General features: G+C 58.8%; 20 protein-coding genes and 1 pseudogene. 13 read left to right on the top strand and 8 right to left on the bottom strand.

Features of this window, described 5'->3' with window-relative positions; genetic code table 11:
- The 5 genes and pseudogenes from X741_RS151715 to X741_RS151730 all read left to right on the top strand — a co-directional run bounded on the left by X741_RS151715 (position 1) and on the right by X741_RS151730 (position 6,395).
- A complete protein-coding gene (locus tag X741_RS151715; protein ID WP_023770907.1) occupies positions 1-951 on the top strand; it encodes a LysR family transcriptional regulator in 951 nt (316 codons plus the stop codon).
- Between the two features lie 30 nt (positions 952-981).
- Positions 982-1,243 (top strand): annotated as a pseudogene (locus tag X741_RS1000000170380) (hypothetical protein); the annotation flags it as partial.
- Between the two features lie 904 nt (positions 1,244-2,147).
- Complete coding sequence (locus X741_RS151720; protein WP_023784695.1) at positions 2,148-2,948, top strand: hypothetical protein; 801 nt, start codon at positions 2,148-2,150, stop codon at positions 2,946-2,948.
- 383 nt (positions 2,949-3,331) lie between these two features.
- A complete protein-coding gene (locus X741_RS151725) occupies positions 3,332-5,107 on the top strand; it encodes a type I secretion system permease/ATPase (protein WP_245266721.1) in 1,776 nt (591 codons plus the stop codon).
- Entirely contained in the window at positions 5,082-6,395 is a 1,314-nt protein-coding gene (locus X741_RS151730) for an HlyD family type I secretion periplasmic adaptor subunit (protein ID WP_023778127.1), read from the top strand. Before X741_RS151725 ends, X741_RS151730 begins: the two co-directional genes overlap by 26 nt.
- Positions 6,396-6,541: 146 nt before the next feature.
- On the opposite strand, the gene X741_RS0134700 is transcribed toward X741_RS151730, so the two are convergent.
- Entirely contained in the window at positions 6,542-6,796 is a 255-nt protein-coding gene (locus X741_RS0134700) for a hypothetical protein (RefSeq protein WP_031250066.1), read from the bottom strand.
- A complete protein-coding gene (locus X741_RS1000000169740; RefSeq protein ID WP_156937884.1) occupies positions 6,732-6,965 on the bottom strand; it encodes a hypothetical protein in 234 nt (77 codons plus the stop codon). Before X741_RS1000000169740 ends, X741_RS0134700 begins: the two co-directional genes overlap by 65 nt.
- Before the next feature lie 531 nt (positions 6,966-7,496).
- Between X741_RS1000000169740 and X741_RS151735 the strand changes: the two genes are divergently transcribed.
- From X741_RS151735 to X741_RS151750, 5 genes are all read left to right on the top strand, one after another.
- On the top strand, positions 7,497-7,706 hold the full coding sequence (locus tag X741_RS151735) for a helix-turn-helix transcriptional regulator (protein ID WP_023778124.1): 210 nt from the start codon (positions 7,497-7,499) through the stop codon (positions 7,704-7,706).
- A 309-nt stretch (positions 7,707-8,015) separates the two neighbouring features.
- Positions 8,016-8,372 carry a hypothetical protein gene (locus X741_RS01000000166585; RefSeq protein ID WP_348625682.1) on the top strand — a complete coding sequence of 119 codons (357 nt, stop codon included), beginning with the start codon at positions 8,016-8,018 and terminating at the stop codon, positions 8,370-8,372.
- A gap of 416 nt (positions 8,373-8,788) precedes the next feature.
- A complete protein-coding gene (locus tag X741_RS151740; RefSeq protein WP_023778123.1) occupies positions 8,789-8,971 on the top strand; it encodes a hypothetical protein in 183 nt (60 codons plus the stop codon).
- 57 nt (positions 8,972-9,028) lie between these two features.
- A complete protein-coding gene (locus tag X741_RS151745) occupies positions 9,029-9,655 on the top strand; it encodes a hypothetical protein (RefSeq protein WP_023778122.1) in 627 nt (208 codons plus the stop codon).
- Between the two features lie 2 nt (positions 9,656-9,657).
- Positions 9,658-10,800 (top strand): hypothetical protein, encoded by a 1,143-nt coding sequence (locus X741_RS151750; protein WP_023778121.1) that lies wholly within the window; start codon positions 9,658-9,660, stop codon positions 10,798-10,800.
- Positions 10,801-10,828: 28 nt separating this feature from the next.
- On the opposite strand, the gene X741_RS151755 is transcribed toward X741_RS151750, so the two are convergent.
- The 5 genes from X741_RS151755 to X741_RS151775 form a co-directional block, all read right to left on the bottom strand.
- The gene (locus X741_RS151755; RefSeq protein ID WP_156937883.1) at positions 10,829-11,497 is read right to left on the bottom strand and encodes a hypothetical protein; all 669 of its coding nucleotides are present in this window, start codon (positions 11,495-11,497) and stop codon (positions 10,829-10,831) included.
- A gap of 410 nt (positions 11,498-11,907) precedes the next feature.
- Entirely contained in the window at positions 11,908-12,210 is a 303-nt protein-coding gene (locus X741_RS1000000169735) for a hypothetical protein (protein ID WP_023778119.1), read from the bottom strand.
- Between the two features lie 431 nt (positions 12,211-12,641).
- Positions 12,642-14,774 (bottom strand): DUF262 and DUF1524 domain-containing protein, encoded by a 2,133-nt coding sequence (locus X741_RS151765; protein ID WP_023778118.1) that lies wholly within the window; start codon positions 14,772-14,774, stop codon positions 12,642-12,644.
- 174 nt (positions 14,775-14,948) lie between these two features.
- Complete coding sequence (locus X741_RS151770; protein WP_023778117.1) at positions 14,949-15,158, bottom strand: hypothetical protein; 210 nt, start codon at positions 15,156-15,158, stop codon at positions 14,949-14,951.
- A gap of 39 nt (positions 15,159-15,197) precedes the next feature.
- The gene (locus X741_RS151775; RefSeq protein WP_031250060.1) at positions 15,198-16,139 is read right to left on the bottom strand and encodes a hypothetical protein; all 942 of its coding nucleotides are present in this window, start codon (positions 16,137-16,139) and stop codon (positions 15,198-15,200) included.
- Between the two features lie 1,301 nt (positions 16,140-17,440).
- Between X741_RS151775 and X741_RS0134675 the strand changes: the two genes are divergently transcribed.
- The 3 genes from X741_RS0134675 to X741_RS151785 all read left to right on the top strand — a co-directional run bounded on the left by X741_RS0134675 (position 17,441) and on the right by X741_RS151785 (position 19,064).
- Positions 17,441-17,698: a hypothetical protein gene (locus tag X741_RS0134675; protein ID WP_023769324.1), complete on the top strand. Its 258-nt coding sequence runs from the start codon at positions 17,441-17,443 to the stop codon at positions 17,696-17,698.
- Positions 17,699-17,889: 191 nt separating this feature from the next.
- Positions 17,890-18,330, top strand: a complete 441-nt coding sequence (locus X741_RS151780; RefSeq protein WP_023778114.1) for a hypothetical protein — start codon at positions 17,890-17,892, stop codon at positions 18,328-18,330.
- A gap of 284 nt (positions 18,331-18,614) precedes the next feature.
- Positions 18,615-19,064, top strand: a complete 450-nt coding sequence (locus tag X741_RS151785) for a hypothetical protein (protein ID WP_245272710.1) — start codon at positions 18,615-18,617, stop codon at positions 19,062-19,064.
- Between the two features lie 9 nt (positions 19,065-19,073).
- Here X741_RS151785 and X741_RS1000000170885 read toward each other — a convergent pair whose 3' ends face one another.
- On the bottom strand, positions 19,074-19,319 hold the full coding sequence (locus X741_RS1000000170885; protein ID WP_245272709.1) for a hypothetical protein: 246 nt from the start codon (positions 19,317-19,319) through the stop codon (positions 19,074-19,076).
- Positions 19,320-19,401 lie beyond the last annotated feature (82 nt).

Genomic DNA, 19,401 nt, shown 5'->3' with positions numbered 1-19,401 from the left:
ATGCGTTTTAAGGGACTCGATCTAAATCTCCTCGTTGTGCTGGACGCTTTGATCAGGGAGCGTAAAGTCACCACCGCAGCCCGCAGTATCAACCTGAGCCAGCCGGCCATGAGCGCCGCCGTCGGTCGGTTACGCGCCTATTTCAGCGATGAGCTATTTACGATGAACGGCCGCGAACTCATTTTGACACCGCGCGCGGAGGGGCTCGCCACAGCAGTCCGGGAGGCATTGCTGCACATCCAGCTGTCGATTATTTCCTGGGACCCCTTTAACCCGGTCGGATCGGATCGTCGCTTCCGCATCATCCTTTCCGATTACCTCACACTCGTATTTTTTAAGAAAATCGTAAAGCGTGCTGCGCGGGAAGCTCCCGCCGTCCGCTTCGAATGTCTGCCTATTTCCGACGACCCCGAGGAGCTTCTCCGGCGCGGCGACGTTGATTTTCTGATTATGCCGGAAGTGTTCATGTCGAAACATCCTCGCGCAGCCCTGTTCGAAGATATGCTCGTATGCGTAGGCTGCGGCACGAACAAGCAGCTGTCAGAGCCACTTACATTCGACCGATACTTGTCGATGGGGCAGGTTGTGCTCAAATTCGGAGACACCCGGCAGCCCTCCATCGAGGAATGGTATTTGCTCGAGAACGGTTTCGAGAGACGTATCGAGGTCGTCGTACACGGCTTTAGCATGATCCCGCCCCTTCTATCAGGCACCAGCCGCATCGGGACCATGCCGTTGCGGCTGGCGCAGCATTTCGCGAAATTAACACCCTTGCGGATTGTCGAACTTCCGCCGCCACTTCCTGCCGCATTCACGGAGGCCGTCCAATGGCCTGCGCTTCACAATAATGATCCGGCAAGCCTATGGATGCGGGAAATGATGTTGCAGGAGGCATCTCGTATGATTGCCCTGCCTAAGAGCACCGGACGTCTCAGTTGTCGGCCGAATTGAGAAACTGACCCCTCGGTTATGAGAGGAGGCATGGATGGCGATTGGGATTGGGCGATTCCTGCATTGTCGAGAACGATGCAGGGAGAGCAGATCCTTCAGCCTGAAGAGGTGGCAGCGATGCTGCGGCGGCATGAGGTTGGCGGGGAACCGACGGGCGAAGGAATTCGGGTGCGCGCGCAACACCGTGCCTCGGCATCTAAGCGAGGGCGGGACTGTTCCGTTTCGCAAGCCCGTGCGGCCGACGGCGTTTGACGGACTGGACGATTGGCTGCGGGAGCGCTTCTTCCCCCATGGGTCGAGCCGGATGACCATCTCGACCCGCTCCAGATGCATCGGGAACGCCTTGCGCGGTCGCGCAGCACGTCGCGGCTCGCCTGTCGGTCTTGCGGTCTTGCGGCCTCGAGTTCGGACTCAATCGCGCCGAGCCCGGTCTGGATTCGAAGGCGAAGGCCTGCTGGGCACGTTCGAGCTTCTCGGAGCTGCGACCGAAGCGGCGCGCTCCAGCTGCTTGACGATCCCTGAAGGTCGGCGAGCCTCTCCTGGGCACGCTCGTTGAGTGTCGCCATCCGGACGATCTCGGCCTTGAGTGTTCGCTCCGGAGTTGTTGCAGTTCGGCCTTCTCCGCCGCCATGGGGACGAATATCGCCTTGAGCGGAACGATTTCGTGGAGACGGGCCAAAGCGCTTCTCGTCATGACGCCGACAAAAGCTTATTTTGCACGGCCAGAGGCCCGCCTTTTGCGCCTGAGTCACTTCGCCACGGCCTATCCGGCCGACGTCGGACGCCGTCTGCGATCGGCTTAAGCGCGCCAGTCCATGCCTTCGACGAGCGCCATCAGTTGGGCGCGGCAAGCCGGATCACGCCGTTCTCCACCCGCGGCCAGCGGAACTTGTCCTCGTCCAGCGCTTACGGTGCGGGTATGCCGGCGTCGAGCAACAGAGAGAAGTTTGGGGCGGAACTAGGACGGCTTACGAAGTGTTGTCCCGGTCCGGTTTGAGTGTCCAATCTTCAGATCGATGCTTGGGCGACCAGATTCCCCGCCGCCTGCGAGCCCGCTACTGCTCAGCGGAAGGGCGAAGTGAACGTGAATGCATCCATTTCGTAAATGTGTGTCTATCCAAGCAATCGATTTCTCTAATTACCCGATGAGCAATATGAACGCGTCAGGCAGGGTGCATCATCAGGAGTATTTTTCGATGGCAAACATTATCGAGGGTAGCCCGGATGCCGAAACACTCCTCGGCACCAAGGGTGAAGATTGGATGGAGGGTTTCCAGGGCGGTGACTGGATTGACGGTCGTGGCGGCAACGACGAGATCTCGGCTGGCCCGGGCAGTGACCGAGCCCTTGGCGGCGAGGGTAACGACCGCATCTTCGGCGGAGATGGCTGGGACGATCTCTCCGGCGACAACGGCCGCTTCAACGCGCGCATCTCCGGTGAGGACAATGACAGGCTCAGCGGCGGTCCCGGCCAGGATGTCCTCTACGTGGGTGACGGCCAGGATACGTTGACCGGGGGCACCGACAATGACACGTTCGTGTTCCAGTTCCACAATCCGGTGCCTGGGGTCGATCCGAGTGTCGGGTCGAAGCCGGACATTACCACTATCACCGATTTCAACCCGGCGGAGGACAAGTTCGCCTTCGATGCGGTGGGCCTCTACAACGACGGTTTTGGCGCGAACTTCGTCAACAACGCCAGTATACAGTCCGGCTACCCGGTGAGCAGCTTCTACAGTGGCGCGGCCTCGGGTGCGAACGGCGAACATGTCGTGGTAATCACTGGCGAATCTTTCAACTCTGCTGATGAGGCAGCGCGTGCGATCTCCGGCGAGCACGCCGGCGACATCATTGTCTACCAAAGCAGCTACACCGACAGAGTCGCAACTCTGGCCTATGTCACCGGCGACGGCAGCGCGCACGAGTTCGCCCACCTGGGCGGTGTGGTCACCGTGGCCGACCTAGGCCTGACCGCGTCGGACTTCACCTTCGTTTGATCCAGAAAACCGATACGGAACCGCGCCCCGCCCCCCTGGGCGGGCGCTTTCCCGTCTCCGCTACTTGCGATGGCCGGGGCGCCCGGGAGCAGTCGCAGCGTGTACAGCTTGACGAAGCCCTGCACGTCGCGCTGGTCGTACACCGAAATCTCCCTGAAGGCGTGGAGGCGGAAGCCTGTTCGGGCCCTTGCGGCCGGCCACGATGAATCCCTTCCAAACCTTCAGCCGGACGGTGTTGTTGTTGACCCGCTCCATTAGATGCCAAACCAAACATATTCGGCGGGAGCACTGATCCTGAATCAGCGAGTCGGTTGCCGCTCGGGGAGCAATATAGGGAGCTGGGTCGCCAGATCCTCACGGAGACCTACGTGAGTAACCATTCCTTGAAGGATTCAGCTTTGAGACCTTTCCCTCTGACTTCCGCTATTTGGGGAATTCTGTTGATCAGCGGCGTGGTCAACGTGCTTGCGCTGATCTCGCCGCTGTTCATGCTTCAAGTCTATGACCGCGTTCTGGCAAGTGGCAGCGTATCGACGCTGGTGGGGCTCGTCGTGCTTGCTGCGGGGCTTTATGCGTTCCAATGCTTGCTCGACATTTTGCGCGCCCGCGTGCTGCTGCGGATTGGCGAGCGTTTCGATGGAGAGTTTTCCGGACGCGTTCACAATGCGATCGTTCGCCTTCCGCTTTCAACGCGCATGCCGGGCGACGGCTTACAGCCGCTTCGCGATCTCGACAATGTTCGCGGCTTCTTAGGTGGAAACGGTCCGACAGCGTTCTTCGATCTGCCATGGATGCTGTTTTATCTTGGCATTTGCTTCCTCCTTCATTTCTGGATCGGCATGACGGCACTTATCGGGGCGGTCGGTCTCACATCTCTGACACTCCTTGCCAACACTCTCTCGCAACGGCCGATAAGCGATACCGTTTCCCACAACATGGCACGCAATGGTCTGCTGCAAGCAGCGCGTTGCAATGCCGAGGTCGTGCAAGCTCTCGGTCTTGGAAAGCGGATCGCTGCCCGATGGCAAAAGGCCAATGCCAAGTTTCTGGCCGCCAACCGGAAAGCTGGGGACGTGGCAGGTGGGCTGGGTGCCATTTCAAAATCGCTGCGCGTGCTGCTGCAATCGGCCATTCTTGCCGTCGGCGCGTACCTTGTCATCAGACAGGAGGCTACGGCCGGGGTTATGATTGCCAGTTCGATCATGATGGGGCGTGCGCTGGCTCCGGTCGATCTGGCCATTTCAAGCTGGAAACCTTTCCTCATGGCGCGCCAGGGTTGGGCGCGGCTGGAGGACCTCCTGGAAAAGGTTCCTGAATCCGCTGCCGTTATGCCAATGCCTGCACCTGAACGCGAACTGCGCCTCGAAGGCGTGACAATCGTTCCGCCCGGCGCAAGGAAGCCGACCGTGACCGGCCTTGCGTTTGCCATTCAGGCGGGAAGCGCACTCGGGATCATCGGTGCATCGGGCTCGGGCAAGTCGACACTCTCGCGCGCCATCGTCGGCGCATGGGCGCCGGTCGCCGGAAAAGTTCGCATCGACAGCGCAAGCCTCGATCAATGGGACCGGGAAGCACTAGGCCGTCATATCGGCTATCTGCCGCAAGGTGTTGAACTGTTCGACGGCACCATTGCCGAAAACATCGCTCGTTTTGAAGATAATCCTGACCCTGAGGCTATTGTCGCCGCGGCGAAAGCAGCGGGCACGCACGAACTGATCCTCCGATTTGAGCACGGCTACGAAACTCCGATCGGTGAGGCCGGATCGGCACTTTCCGCCGGGCAGCGCCAGCGTATCGGTCTTGCCCGTGCTCTTTATCGAGACCCTTTCCTTGTTGTGCTGGATGAACCCAATGCCAATCTCGATTCGGAAGGCGAGGCTGCGGTCATTAAGGCGATCGCCTCCGTGCGCGAGCGCAAGGGCATTGCGGTTGTCGTCGCCCATCGGCCCAGCGCCATCCGCGCCGTGGATTTGGTGTTGGTGATGGAAGGTGGACGGCAGCGAGCATTCGGTGCGCGTGGTGAAGCGCTTTCCAAAGTCCTGAAGGGGACAGCGATGGCAAGAGGCGCTGGCGTCAAGGCCATCGAATCTACACAGGATAACGTGGGAGAGCGCGCTGACATGGAGGATCCCGGTGTCCGGCATTCATCAGAACAATGACGTTTCCAGCTCCATTCGCCGCCACCTGGTGGCGGGCCTTGTGGCGAGCGTAATCTTTGTGGGAGGAGCCGGAGCCTGGGCGACCTTCACGAATCTCTCCGGTGCGGTTGTCGCGTCCGGACACTTTGTCGTCGATTCCTATGTCAAGAAGGTGCAGCACCCGACCGGCGGGGTGGTGGGAGAAATCCTGGTGCGCGAAGGCGATAAAGTAAAAGCCGGCGACATCCTCATGCGGCTCGATGCCACCCAGACGCGCGCTAATCTCGCCATAGTCACCAAGCGGCTCGATGAGCTCGCCGCCTACCAGGCACGACTCGATGCTGAGCGTGACGATCTCGCGGAGATCGCCTTCCCGGACTGGCTGCTCGCCCGAAGAGATGTTCCGGACGTAGCTTCGGCAATACATAGCGAGACGCTGCTGTTCGAATTCCGCAGACAATCCCGCGACGGAAAGCAGGCGCAACTGGCGGAACACATTACTCAATATCACCACGAGATCGAAGGATTCGAGGCGCAGGAAATTGCCTGTGAAAAAAGGATCGAGGTTCTCCTAAAGGAAATTGCTGTTCTGAGTGGGCTGCGCGACCAAGGCATTGTCTCGGACCAACGGTTGAACAGCCTGAAGATCCAGGTTGCCACTTTCGGTGGCGAACGCGGTGAGAAGATCGCAGATCAGGCACAGACAGCAGCCCGCATAGCCGAAACGCGCCTGCAGATCCCGCAGATCGATCAGGATTTCAAGACCGAAGTCGGCCAGGAGCTCAGAGAGGTTCAGGCGCAGGTCGGGGAGTATGGTGAGCGCAAGGTGGCGGCTGAACAAGAACTGCGACGGATCGATATCGTCGCGCCGCAATCAGGCACCATTCAACAACTCGCAGTTCATACGGTCGGCGGAGTGATTACGCCCGCCGATCCGATCATGCTAATCGTGCCGGAAGGCGACGATCTTGCGCTTGAAGTACGAATCACCCCGAAGGACATCGACCAAATCCAGCTTGGTCACAAGGCCGTGCTGCGGATGTCAGCCTTCAATCTGAGAACCACGCCGGAATTGAACGGATATGTCAGCCGGATCGCAGCCGATCTGGCGACAGACGAAAAAAACGGCATTTCGTATTACCTGGTGCGTTTATCGGTTCCGCATGCGGAACTGACGAAGCTCAAGGACCTGACGCTCGTGCCCGGCATGCCGGCCGAAGCGATGGTCAAGACGGGCGAGCGTACGGCGCTTTCCTATTTTGTGAAGCCGCTGTCGGACCAAATCAGTCGGGCATTCCAGGAGGAATGAAAGTAATCCACAGAAAAACATCCTGAAAGCACAGGCATACGTTCCTCACTTGGATTCCGCCTTCTGGGCACCATTTCACTTTCCCATCGCTTCTCACGACGTCTCATCAATCAATACAAATCAATGACTTAGTCTAGTTTGGCGGTTTATGGTGACCCACCGCGTACCGTTGCAACGCCCCGTACTTCGCCGGGACGGACACAGGTGAGGGCGAGAAACTGGAGGGCGGCTTTGATCACCAGGCCGCCGTCCTCTGAGAGCTGCCAGACCCCTTCCAAAACCGAAAGCGCCTGTTTGGACAGTGGCACGTCGTGCGGAGCACGCATCTTCATGCGCTCAGCTGGAATATGCCAGACGGCCTTCTTTCGGTCGAACTCGTCGCGCGTGGCGCGCCGCAGCATCCCGTTCCTCCATCCGCGTGACGTACTCCTCGGCGACCAAGGCGAAGGTGGTGCGTGCTTCCGTGATGGCCGCAGTCTTCTCCTCTTTGCGTTTGGTGGAGGGGTTGATGCCGGCGATCAACAGCCTCTTGGCGTCGTCGCGCTTTCCTCTCGCGTCGAGAAGTGGCACCAGCGGGTATTTTCCAAAGGAGAGGATATTTTCCTTCTCCAGCTATCGGTACCGCAGTTGCCAGCGTTTGGAGCCGTTGTTCCGGACGAGGAGATAAAGCGCATCGGTTTGTGGGTAACGATTTAGGCGTTACCCATTACCCGGGAGGTCCGTTACCCATGTCTCTCTCCGACTTCGCCTGCAAGAACGCTAAGCCCAAAGACAAGCCGTATCGTCTTGCCGATGGCGACGGGCTTCCTGATGACGGTCGACGAATACGACGGCTGGCCAACCAGCTTGCCGAACTTCTTTTCATCGGTGATAGCGGCACGACCGTTGACTTTTGGCGGTTGGGGAGCGCCCCGGAGGTGTAGGGTTGGATCGGCCTCTGCCCGTAAGGTGACAATCGCCAAGCGGAAGACGCTGCCCATCACGGCTACCATCACCAAAACCAAATGGCTCCTGGAAGATCTGGCCGGCCCACTCGCCAAACGCCCCATCAACGAGATCACTCCAGCCGAAATTTCCAACTCCTCCAAAAGATCGAAAAGAGTGGTCGAAGAGAGACAGCGCGGCGTTTACGCGGCGAGGGAGAAAGGCCTGACGCAGGAGCAGGTGGAGGCCCGGTCGGGCTACCGCCAGCAATACCTAAGCAGTCTGGAACGTGGTCGACGCAATCCTACTGTCATCACCCGTTTCGAGCTCTCCCAGGCGTTGGGTGTCAGCCACATCGAACTAGTAAAACCGGAAGAAGACGGCTAGCGCTGTTTAGCGTGTCGGCCATCAATCGCCTGCGCGCAGCCGCTCGCGAGCACGCGCCCAAGCAGCACCGCGGCGAGCGGCACAGCATGCGTCGCTTTCGACTCATCTTGGTTGGCGCAATAGACATGTGCGATCCCGAAAACCGGCTTGGTTCACTCATTCCGAACAGCGGCTTCGCGCCTCATTCCCGCCATTCGAAAATACGCTTTCCCAATAGCGGTCCTGTGAGATATCGGGGCATGCTCAGGACCAAAAGCGCGTGACGTCCGTTCAGAACCCGGATCTGCTCGGCCGGCGGAAGGCCGTCTAATGCCGATCCGCAAACACCGCCGCTGGTTCTATCCGATCGACTGGCCGGAGTTCTCCCAATGGGTGCGCTTCAAGCGCGCCGGCGGCCGGCCGCACGGCAAGACAATCGCCCATCTGGGCGACGGTCGCTGGTGGGATGAGGATGCCTCACTGTGGCGGTCAGGCACGGGTGAGGCCCTGCCGGGCCACCCTCCCCTGTCGGCGTGCTCCGAACCTGTCTTGCACACCAAGGTGGCGCTGGCGGCCGCGCATCTTGATCATGATCTGTCGAACAATGCTCCGAAGAGTCTCCGGGCGTTTGCCAGCGCTGCCACATGCTGCATGACAAGCCGGAGCACCTTCGGCAGCGAGATTTGACCTACAAACAGCGCCGCGCTTTAAGCGATTTGTTGAACGGCCCTATCGGCCGTGACGCTATGTCATTTTTAATAGTCGCTGTCCTTGATAATCCCGGTTGGCCACCCCAACTGTGTGTCCCCGAGTGCTGCCCTGTGCCGCGTTTTGCGGTGCGACAATTTATGCCAGAAACCGGTCGGTTTGCTTGTTGACAAGTAAAGGTATTTTTAGTGTGTGCACGCCGGTTCGGTATTTACATCTTATTTTAACTATGCATAAGAAAACGGCAGGAGACCTTTCCGTCGCCTGCCGTCTTTTGGTTTGAACTGCGGTCCGGTGGTGCCGTTGTGTTCGCAGCCGAACCGCTAGTCCGAACCCTGAACAAGTCGGTATCTAGTGCCAGATGGTCCCTATGGCAACCACCTGGACTAACGACTATGTCTGATGACAATCTCTACAAGCCTGGCGAGACTGCTCCTAAGTCGGGGCAGTATGAAATTACCGGACCGCGTGGTGGCGGCACCGGTGTCGAGCGCACCGTGGTCAAGGGTGAGCCCCTCCCCCCGCCGCTTGCACCTGGCCAGAAGTTCCGCCTGACCGACCCTACGAAGACCAAGTAACCCAGTCTCGACGGCGGCCCTCCCACTGCCGTCGAGCCTTCCTTAAGGTCTCCAGTCATGCTTGAACATGAATACACCGTTTTGGGCGGCATAAACCGCGCGCGCATTGGCCACTACCTGGGCATCGTCTCGGGTGTGGTCTCGGCCGGCGTCGTTTTCCTCCTGCTCTCTGCGGTCGATGTCGCCAAGACATTCGGCATCGCGGCCAACCTGCCTCCCTCGGTCATGTCGCTGGTCAGCGCCGGGGCCGTTTTTGTTGTGCTCTACTGGTTGCTCGAGAAATACGCCTGGAAATGGTGGCCATTGGCTTCAGTGCTTAAGGGTCCCAATCTGGCGGGTGACTGGTCCGTGCAGGGCCAGACCGTCAAACCGGACGGCACCGACGGCTACCAATGGACCGCCAAGATCACCATCGTCCAGAGCTGGGATCGGATCCGGGTGCGCCTCAAAACGGCGCAGTCAGGATCGAACAGCACAAGTGCCGCTCTGATCTATGATCCTGCCGATGGCTTCCGGCTGTTCTACTCCTACAAAAATGACCCAAACATCAACGAGGTCGAGCTCAAGTCTCACCGGGGGTCGGCCGACATCACCTTCGCCAAGGACCTGAAGTCCGCAAACGGCGAATATTTCAACGGGCACGGCCGCTATACGTTCGGCAAGATGGCCCTGACGAGGATCTGAAGATGGCAAGAGATATTGAAAAGCGTCTCCGCCAGCTGAACACCCGCCGCCGCGGAACTGACCGCCTTGGCAGACTCAGTGAGGCGGCCAAGCTGGACGTGCTGACCAAGAGTTTCACTGACGAAGCGTGGCAGAAACGTGCCCTGTCGCAGCCCTACACACGTTATGCGCTGGGCGGCATGGCCGAGGTTGGCCCCGAATACACCCAGAAAAGCATCGAAACTGCCGAGCGCGTCGGCAAACAGCTGAAGGACAAGCTCGAGGCCAATGGCAGGTCGGTCGAGTTCAGGCTTCAGGGGTCTGTGCCCCTGAATGTCCATATCCGCGGCGTCAGCGATGTCGACCTCCTTAATTTGGAGGCTTACTTCCTTAGCTATTACGTCGCCGGTCCCCGCGCGATCGCCGGCCTCTATGGCAGTCCAGGTTCAGAATCGTCGGTCGACCGCCTGTTGCGCCTTCGCAAAGAGTCGGAACGGATTTTGATCGACGCCTATCCAGCGGCAGACGTTGACACTACGGGGGGCAAGGCGATCTGCATCTCCGGTGGCAGCCTGGCTCGGCCTGTCGACGTGGTCCCATCGCACTGGGTCGACACAATCGCATACCAGAGCACACAGCAGCTGCGCGATCGCGGTGTGACAATTCTCAACAAGAAGGTCCCTGAAACCATCGACAACATGCCGTTCCTGCACATCGATAGGGTTCATCAGCGAGACTTGCTCGAGGCCGGCGGAGGCCTAAAAAAGGCCATTCGCCTGGCCAAGAACGTCAAGAACGACGCCATCGAGGACGGCAAGGACGTGCCCCTCCCGAGTTTCGACATCGCCGGCATCATGTACCATGCAAATCAGAGCATGCTGCAGACCGGGCGCGTCTATGAACTGGCCATTCTCTCGGAGACCCAGCGGTTCCTAGAAGTGTTGCGCAACAACCGGGCCTTCGCGCGCACCCTCGACGTTCCGGACGGAACCCGCAAGATCTTCGATTCCGACCGGAAGTTCGTCGGGCTCGATGTGCTTTCGACGGAGATCGACGACCTCGCCCGCGAGGTCGCCAGGGAGCAGACAGCAATGATCCGCCAGTACGACGCTTTGCCGCTTGAGGAGAGTCGCAAGGCCATCGAAAAAGCCTTTGTCCCAGGCTGAAACCTCTCGTAGCGCAGGCGCGGGGCGGTCAAGGTGATGCCCCTCGCGCCAGCCGCTGCGCGGCATCGGCGAACACAAGCCCGAAGAACGTAGTTCGCTCATAAAACCGCAACAGCCAGGCTGATTCCATCCCGGGCATGTCGTCGATCGGACCATAGCGGTAGTCGAGGATGTCCGGCTCGGCGTGACCAGAGCGCAGGCGCTGCAGGAGGTCTTCCGGAAAGTCGACTTTGAGCACGTCGACAAGGACCTCGTCGTCGGCCACCGCCGAGCGCAGACCATGATAGTGGCTCAGGCCCCTGATGATCTTGCGCAGTGTGCCGAGGATTCTGGGATCGCGGCCGGGGTAGACCATGTAGCGATTTTCACCGACATGCGTGGCCGGCTCCATCAACGCAAGCACGTCTTTGGCGCGTCTGCCTCCATCGCCTTTGCCGAAGCTGCGCCCGATCGGTCCCGCCCAGAGTTCATTCACCGCGGCGGTGGCATCGCCCGCGATACTCACCACGTTTCGGAAATGCACATCGTCATCCGAGCTGCCATTGTTGCACGTTTCACAGTTCCATATCACGATCCGCTGGACGCGACTTTCCGCCTTGGATGCCGGATACAGCCCGCGCGGCACTACATGCTCTCGTGTAAGGGGTCGCCGCTCTCCGCATAGCGCGCAGCAGTACGCCGGTTGCGCCTTGCCCATAGGAACCTCCTGTATGGATGACTTAGAGCCATTCTGGGGTGGCAGGCAATCGAGCAGCTGATCATCCGTACCATACCAGCGTGCAGGTTAGAGTCAGTTCAGTAGTCCCCTGCAATACCCACGCACCCACGCTGCGAGCCAACTCCGCCGTAGTCCGCAAAAGGATGCCGCCAAAACCGTACTTATTGGGAAAAGGGTCCGATGGTGTTGAACCCTTCTGTCATCTCCAATGGGCGCGGTGACGCCTTTGCGGTCGGATACCCGTCGAGGCCAATGGTTTGCTAGGTCATCAATGCATTTCGGTTGGAGGTCTGCCCGGAGTGAGTGACGGTTAATGTGGCCGACGCGGCCGTCTTGTCCCGTTTCTGCCCGCTCCTTCGCTTCGCTCCCGAGTTGGGGACAACCCAGCCTCAGGCGTCGGCCCCCTTTGGAACCGTCCTCCGGGACAGAAACCAATCACCAAAGGAAATGACCATGAAGAACACGAGCAACACCAAGGCAAAAAGACCGAGTCGAAGAGCCCGACCTACCTCGCCTACACCGTGCGCGACGCCCGGGAAGAAGGCCAGAAGGGCTTCTGGACACGCATCGGCGCATTCTTCGCCCACGAAGACAGCGAAGGCGGCACACTCCCCCTCGAGGCTCTGCCCCTGGACGGCCGCGACCAACGGCGTGCCCGCCGTCAGTGTTAGCCCAGAAATAGGACCGATCATGGCGTCGCAGTCTCATCCAGACGGCGGATCAAGCGCCCGTCGAATTTGATAAGCTGGCATCGCTTGTTACGAAGAGCCACCTCTACGGATTCCAACCGCTCGCTGGTCGCAATAAGGACCTGGGCGCCATTGCCAGCCACGCGCCTTTCAGCAGCGGCGCAGCTACGTGGGCGTGTCCCGCCACTGAACTGTCATCCAGTTGCGATTAGAGCCGCGACCATTTCTGCTCCGATACCATTCTCTGGACCGCCGGAAGGTAGAGTTTCCCGGCTTTTTCACGAAGGCGGGCTGGCGGCGATAAGGCCCGGGGACATTCGTTCTGTCTTACTACGAAAAGCGGCGACGACTAAGGCTTCTCGACGCTTGGTTTTCCAAACACGAGGCGGGTGAAGTGATTTGGATGCTCAACCCCAGGCCCTAATGCTCAGCGCTCATGTCTCCATATCTGCAGTGCTTCCCATTTGTCGGTCGAAGGCCTGTCTGATCATCCCCATCGCATATGGCAGATCATCCAAGCCAGAGATCTTGAGTTCGACGTCGCCGTTTCCCCACCGACCTAAATTCGATACGTCGATACACGCGTTCTTCGGATCCTCGATCTCATGAAACGGGACGTTGATGGATAGCCGAAGTGCCTTCGTTTGCGGCACAACATCGACGAAATTGGTCTCTGCTTTATAAGCCACGTAGACCTTCCAGAATTCCTCGGTAACAGCGGGGTCAAGGCTAAGGATCGACTTGCGTAGCATGAAGAAGAGATCCTGAATCGGTCCTGGCGACAGGTTCGGATGGTCTTCTATCGTGTAGATGTGGGCCGGTACCACCGGGGCTGGGGGGCGGAACGTGTCCAGCACCTCCTGCTTCAATTCAGGCGCCCCCCACACTTTAGTCGATTCTGCGGCCAGCCGGTCCGCCCGGGCTTTGATGGATATTTCGTTCCACACCTGCACTTGGCCCAGGCCCTGGTTAAGCTTCAGCGGGCTAAATGCCAGACCGACAGAATTGCCGTCTTTGTCTTTGATCTGGTCTCGCTTTATCGCGAACGGTCGATCACTATATTCGCTGTTATAAGCGCTCAGCGTCAAGTTCCCAAGCGTGTGCAGGTAAGTCTGATGGACACTCTGCCAGTCTTTGCCAAGTTCCGCTTTCCATGTGCTGGAGATATCAGGGTTCTGAGGCAGAATATGCTCGATCGTATAGTCCTCGACCATGACGCGTTCCCTGCGGCCGTGGTTCTCGAGGCGGCGCAGCCAATAGCTACGGCTTCGGAAATTATAGAGGTCGCGCACCTTGAAGTCGCGCTCGAATTCAGCGTCGCTCGGAAAGCGCCGGTAGGATGGCTGCATCATGAACGAGGCCTGGAGGCTCTCCAGATATCGGCTCTTGTCCAGCGTCCGGCTCATCTGTGAGAACGTCTTGTTCAGAGAGTTGGTCGGGAACGAACAGATGGCACGGCGGAAAACGTAGCTCTCAACCAAACGCACAACCTTGATCACGTCGGGCAGCTCCAGCAACCCATTGCGGTAGTCGTGGTAGACGTCCAGCAGGAAAGGATATGACACATCGACCTTCAGCTCACGAAGGTCCCGGAAGGCTTGGTTGAGGTTGTAATCCTTCTCGGCGTCCAGGGCCATGGCGCAGTAGTATGTTGCGAACGAGTGGATCTCGGCGACCAGATCGCTGACGTTTCCCTTGAACCTCTGCGCATAACTTTTAAAGGCCAAGTAAACCTGCCGAACGTTTGGAATTTCTCCGGTCTTTGTGGTTAGGTAATGACGCATAAAAGCATCAAAATGAGAAGTATAGGCAGCTTGGCCAAACGCTTTTTCCATCGGTCGCCAGTAACTGGTATAGAGCTCGGTTTGAAGTCGCGGCTCCAGTCCCATAAGAATGAAATTTCGGATCAGGTCTGCTTGGCTAAGCTCGAGGCCGGTGGAATTCATACTCTCAAAGATGAGCTGCGGATTATCCTGGGATCTATCTAAAGCGACCTCAACTATGACCAATTTGGACAGCCCCTTGCAGATGGCCTCGAGTTTGTTCGCATTCTCCACGATGAGGGACTGAAAGAGCTTGAAATTTTCGAGCACTCGGGTGCTACTTTCCGCAGGCAGTGGCGCCTCCCGCAGCAGTGCTAGCATTGTTTCCCTGTCTGCCTCGGAAAGTAGGAGCTTATAGTGGCGCTCTCCAGACTCGTCGGGATTCAGTAGATAGTAGTTTTTTAGTTTTCGAGCGGAAAACGATTCAAGTATTTCCTCCAGCCTGTTTTCCTCAAAGTGTTTCGCTAGAGCCGCGATCAGCAAGGTGCTTGTCGTTAAGCGTTGCTGCCCATCGATTACGAGAAGGGCCTCCTGGCTAGCAACAGTAGATAGTGCCCTCTCAACATAGACGATAGCACCGATGAAGTGAGCATTGATGCCATCGTTGCTGCCCGCTAGCATGAGATCGCGCCAGAGCTGGCGGCACTGGACCTCATTCCAGGAATAATTCCGTTGGTAGATTGGAATCACGAACTGGGGCGACTTCCGGATGAACTTTAGTAGATTAACTTCAGACGCCTTCATATTTCCCCCAATCGCGACGCACATTTCGCCCATAGGAGCCTCAAGCCACGTAAGAAAGCAAGTATCGGAGATACTAGCTCCCGCCATTGAGCTTGCTACGCCGGCCGCCGGCTGGTTCCTGGTGATGTGAACTGACACACATCCTCGCGACGCCGCGATTGCAATCCACCGAATTCACGGGAACGTGTAACCCTGTGGTAGCCGCCGCCTCGAAGCGCCTTTTTGGCCGGCCTCGATCTGGGCCGGCCCAAAAACGAAAAAGCCGCGGCGAACCGAGGCTTTTCGATGCTTGGTTCCCGAAGGAAACCAGGAGCGGGTGAAGCGATTCGAACGCTCGACCCCAACCTTGGCAAATGCCGCATCCGCGATTTCATCGATTGCCATTGGCTGCGACGGCGCGAGCCATCTCACGAAGTTGGCGTCTCAGTCAGAATTCGTCTGCGGTTCTGCGTTCCGATCACTGTTCTGGTTTCCATCCAGCCCCGATTCCTTGATCCAATCGTAGCGAGTGGTTGCAGTGGCGAGACCCTTCTCCTCATCAATAGACCAGTACTCAAGTTCGATAGGTGGCAGATAGCCAAGGTCCCTCTCCTCCTCATCGTCGGACCCCGTACACGGCTCTTCGAAGCCCACCTTTGCAGATCTCGAAGAGATATCGAGGAAGCGAGGGCCAATGAGGACATCGATCTGCAGGAGGCGGCGGCGCATCCACGCGACCATAGCGCCAACCCGACAAGCGTCTTCTGCCGCCATGTTCTCCAGGTGGGATAGGACCGAGGACAGTTTGGCGCGCTCGATTAACTGCTCGTGGACCGCATCCACAAACTCCATGCGTCGTTTTTCCCGTGCTTCAAAGGCGGCCCGGCGAAGGCGTTGGGCTTCGGCTTCTCTCCAGGCGCGGGCGCGGGCTTCTTCTGCCCGCCTTCGTTCCTTTTTCATGGCGGCGTGCTCGGCGAAACCGGCGAACACTTCCGGCAGCATGTTCTCCAGCGTCCGCGTCTTGCCATCTGCATAGGTTCGCCGGAGACCGGAATAGGCGTTGGCATCGATGATGATAGCCAGACGGCCTGATGGGGCGTAGTCGTAGTTCGGCCAGGGCCGGCTGGCATAGCCCAAACTCGCCCGTCGGTTCCACTCTTTCAGCTCCGCGGCGGTGGGTTCATGCGGAACCTTCTGCGACTTCTCCTCGAGACTGAAAGCGATGGATTCTTCATCGACTATCAGCGCCAAGCCGTTCTCCATCGCTTCTGTCCGGTATCCCTGTGCCTCAGCGATGAACACGAATTGGCTAAAGACTTCGATGGCTCGCTTGATCGATGCTGGCGCGATCCTCAGCGGCACAACGCCTTGGCCCCGGGCAGTCACAAAACCCTGCTCGTCGGAGCGGGTCTTCGAGATTGCACGCCGAGTAGCTGCAAGGATTTAGGTTCAGCGAAGGCAGTTCCGAACCTATTGGTCGTGCGTGGGGTTCCGGTGCCGGGTGTCCCTGCTGTTCAAGCGACGTCCGTGCTCTATCCTTTGCGGATCGAACACTCTCTGGCGGCCGCTGCACCATACTGCCGACGATCCGCACCTGACCGAGTTGTGGATCGTCCAGCTTGGGCAACTCGGGTTTCGTAACCGGCTTGCCGTGCTCGAGCTTCGCCCAATAACCGAGGGGAGGCGTTGGAATGCGGTGCCGGTTACACGTCTTCTTCAGCGCTGTCCCGGTGATCCCGTAGTCTGCGGCCACCTTGTTCAACGGCTTTGACCAAACTAGCGTGTACAGCTCTTCACGGGAAACGGTATGCACGTCCGACCTCGCTGACTCTTTGAACATGGTCAGATTGGTCGATCAGCAACATGTTCAAGACTGGCGGTCGAGAGGGCAAGAAGTCGAATTAGCAAACGAATTCGGTAGCGGCACTGTATTGACGGTATCCCTCTACCGACTCGAACCCACATCACGGCGGGTCATCGAGGGCACTAACATGGCCACCCGAGTAGCAACGGCTATCGGCTTATAAGATAAGGTGCGGGTATGCCGGCGTCGAGCAAACAGAGAATTTGGGAACGGAACTAATCCACAGAAATATTTTGTTGGTACTTCTGTTGGTTGGCACGGTTGCTATGTGAGTCCTAACCATAAGAAAACGCAGCCGGATTTCCTTCACTTGGATTCCGCCTCTGGGCACCATTTTTCCAAGCAAATTCAGACACTTATCTCACCCAGAACAGCTACCGGGGTTTGGTTTCTTGTCGTGCCTTGAGAAGGCACAGATGCAGGATCGCAGCTGAGCCTTCCCGTTTGATCCCCGGGGCCGGTCGCGAAGCGCCTGCCGGTACATCAAAGTTAAATGCAGAGACTGCCGCGGTAGTGTATGCAAGCTTGGGGGGCTGCTCGGGAGGAGCGCCCATGGAGATACGAGACTTCGTTTCCAAGCTGTCAGCCGCGCTGCGCAAGCGTCAGGCTGCTGCCGTGCCATCGTTGCCCGGCAAGCCGGTGCGGGTATCGCTAGCCGATGTTCCGCTCAAACCACGGCAGAGGCCGGATTATCGACCTCGGCCACCCATCAGGCCAGCTTCAAATATGTAATTCGCCATCCGTGATTAGTCGTTGTCGGAACCAACGCGATCAGCCGCGGTTAACGAAGCGAAGGGACCGCAACCCAAATGGGAGCGGAAGAATGGATCTGCTGGAGATGGAACTGGCGAAGGCCAGGCAGAGTGTCAGCCGGGCGAAGCTGGATCTCGAACGCGCTGAAGAATTGCTCGGAGATGATTGCGGCGTCGGCATCAGCTTGGCGTTGTGCGGCCGGATACGGTCTGCTCAACGCCGGGTGAGCGAGGCCAAGCGACAGATGGTGAAGATCGATCCGCCAGCCCGGAAGGCTTCGGCACGACTCGGCGCAGGAAGTCGGGCACGCACTGGCAAAGCTGGCTGAGGCAAACTTGGCCGACCGCGTGCAACGGTTGGCCGGCGTCACGACTGTCGACCTTCTCCCCAAGACCCCGTTGCGACTTCGCCCGTGATCTGGCGGAACGGCTTTGCTCTGATCAGCCCGTATCGGGATTCAATTTGCTTGGCGCCCCCTCAACCCTAGGGCAAACTTCCCTTGGGGCTGCAGGAGGTGAAATGAGAGCACGCGCAGCTACGCTCGGCGATCTCGAGGACGTCTTTCATGGTCTCTCCAAGCGGATGTCGGACGAATACGTCGCCGCCGGCAAGGACAGCAAGATCGCCTACGACAACCTGATGATGAATTTGAAGGAGGGCCGCGCGCACGCGCTGGCCGAGGGCGAGAAGACCGTGGCAATCATCGCGTGGCATGAAAGCAGCGACGCCGCCGATACGCTGTTCGCCGCGCAGGATGATTTCTTCCGGGCCTCGACCGTCCGTTTCTGCAAGCGGCATATAAGGCATATCCAGGCCCTCGCCGGTAACCTTCCCATCCACTCCCGCAGCTGGCTCCAAGGACCCGATGTCGCCAGGTGGTTTCACATCATCGGCTATGTCGAGCGCGGCCAGGATAACGGCGCCAATCTGTTCGAACTGCCGCCGGCCCGCGCCGGCTAAGAAACCTGTCTGGCGGCAGGTGTCCTCCTTATCGCAAACGCCGCCTGCACCTCGCCAAGCCCGCGCAAATTCGTCGTCATCGCCTTCGGCTCCAAGCCCTTTAACTGGTGGCCTTGCGAGTTGTACACCACGCCACCTTTGGACTGCCTCAGCAAGCGGCTTGCGCAGGGCGACGATTGGCGGGATGTTGCGGGAGGGCAACCGGGGCCACACCGGCAGGCCGGGATCGATATGGCTGCTGGAAAATGTCGCGAGCTTGCTTCGCCTTTCTTGTCTTTGTTGCCTTGCTGACGCCGGTAGAAGCAACCGAGCGCATGTCTCATCTGCTTGACCGCTCCAATCTGGCGATCGCCTATTTTCGCGAATCGGATCTTGTGACCGCGTACACGACTGCAATGGCGCATTTCCGTCTGCAGTTCGCAGGGCGTGCCGGCGAAACCAATCTTGCGGTCCCTCTCGAACCATCGCTTTTGCGGGCGGAATTCCGTGCGCGGACATGGCGGTCGGCGGATGGCAGCTTGTTGCAAGGCTTCGCCGGCAAGGGCGGCTTCCGGTTGACGATCGGTAACTGCCTGGCGCGTATCTGCGCTGCCAGCGAATGCAGCGATGCCGGTTGGCCGGTCTACGCCTGCAGCGACGGACGCAAGCGCAGGATGTCCGTCACGGATTTTGTGACGGCAAGATTCGATGGCATCCCCTATCGTCGATTGAGCGCGCCCCCTTCACAGGAATGACGGCGCCTCTTACCGAGGCAGGCGTTCGGCAGCGGCGATATTCCCTTGCCGCACCGCGAACGCCGCCTGCACAGCTCGGTTGACTGTCACAGGCAGGATCGACATGTGGTTCTCGCCGGCGTGCATTGCGTCGGTCGGCCGAACCATGGTTGCGGCCAAAGGCAGCACGAACAGCGCAAGTGCGCCGCGCCGGGTCATCCGACCGCAGGGGCGATCGGCTGCCTTGCCCAGCCGGTTATCCTGATCTGCTTTCAACGTGCGATGCCTGTCTGCGGACCCTGGCCTAGAGCGACCAATGCCGGTTGACTATGAAACATGACCTTCATAGCCAAGATTT

Origin of the sequence: Mesorhizobium sp. LNHC221B00, assembly GCF_000502935.1 — a bacterium.
Taxonomy (GTDB): Bacteria; Pseudomonadota; Alphaproteobacteria; order Rhizobiales; family Rhizobiaceae; genus Mesorhizobium; species Mesorhizobium opportunistum.
Note: the sequence above shows the minus strand (reverse complement) of the source record. Positions and strands in the feature narration are given on the sequence as shown.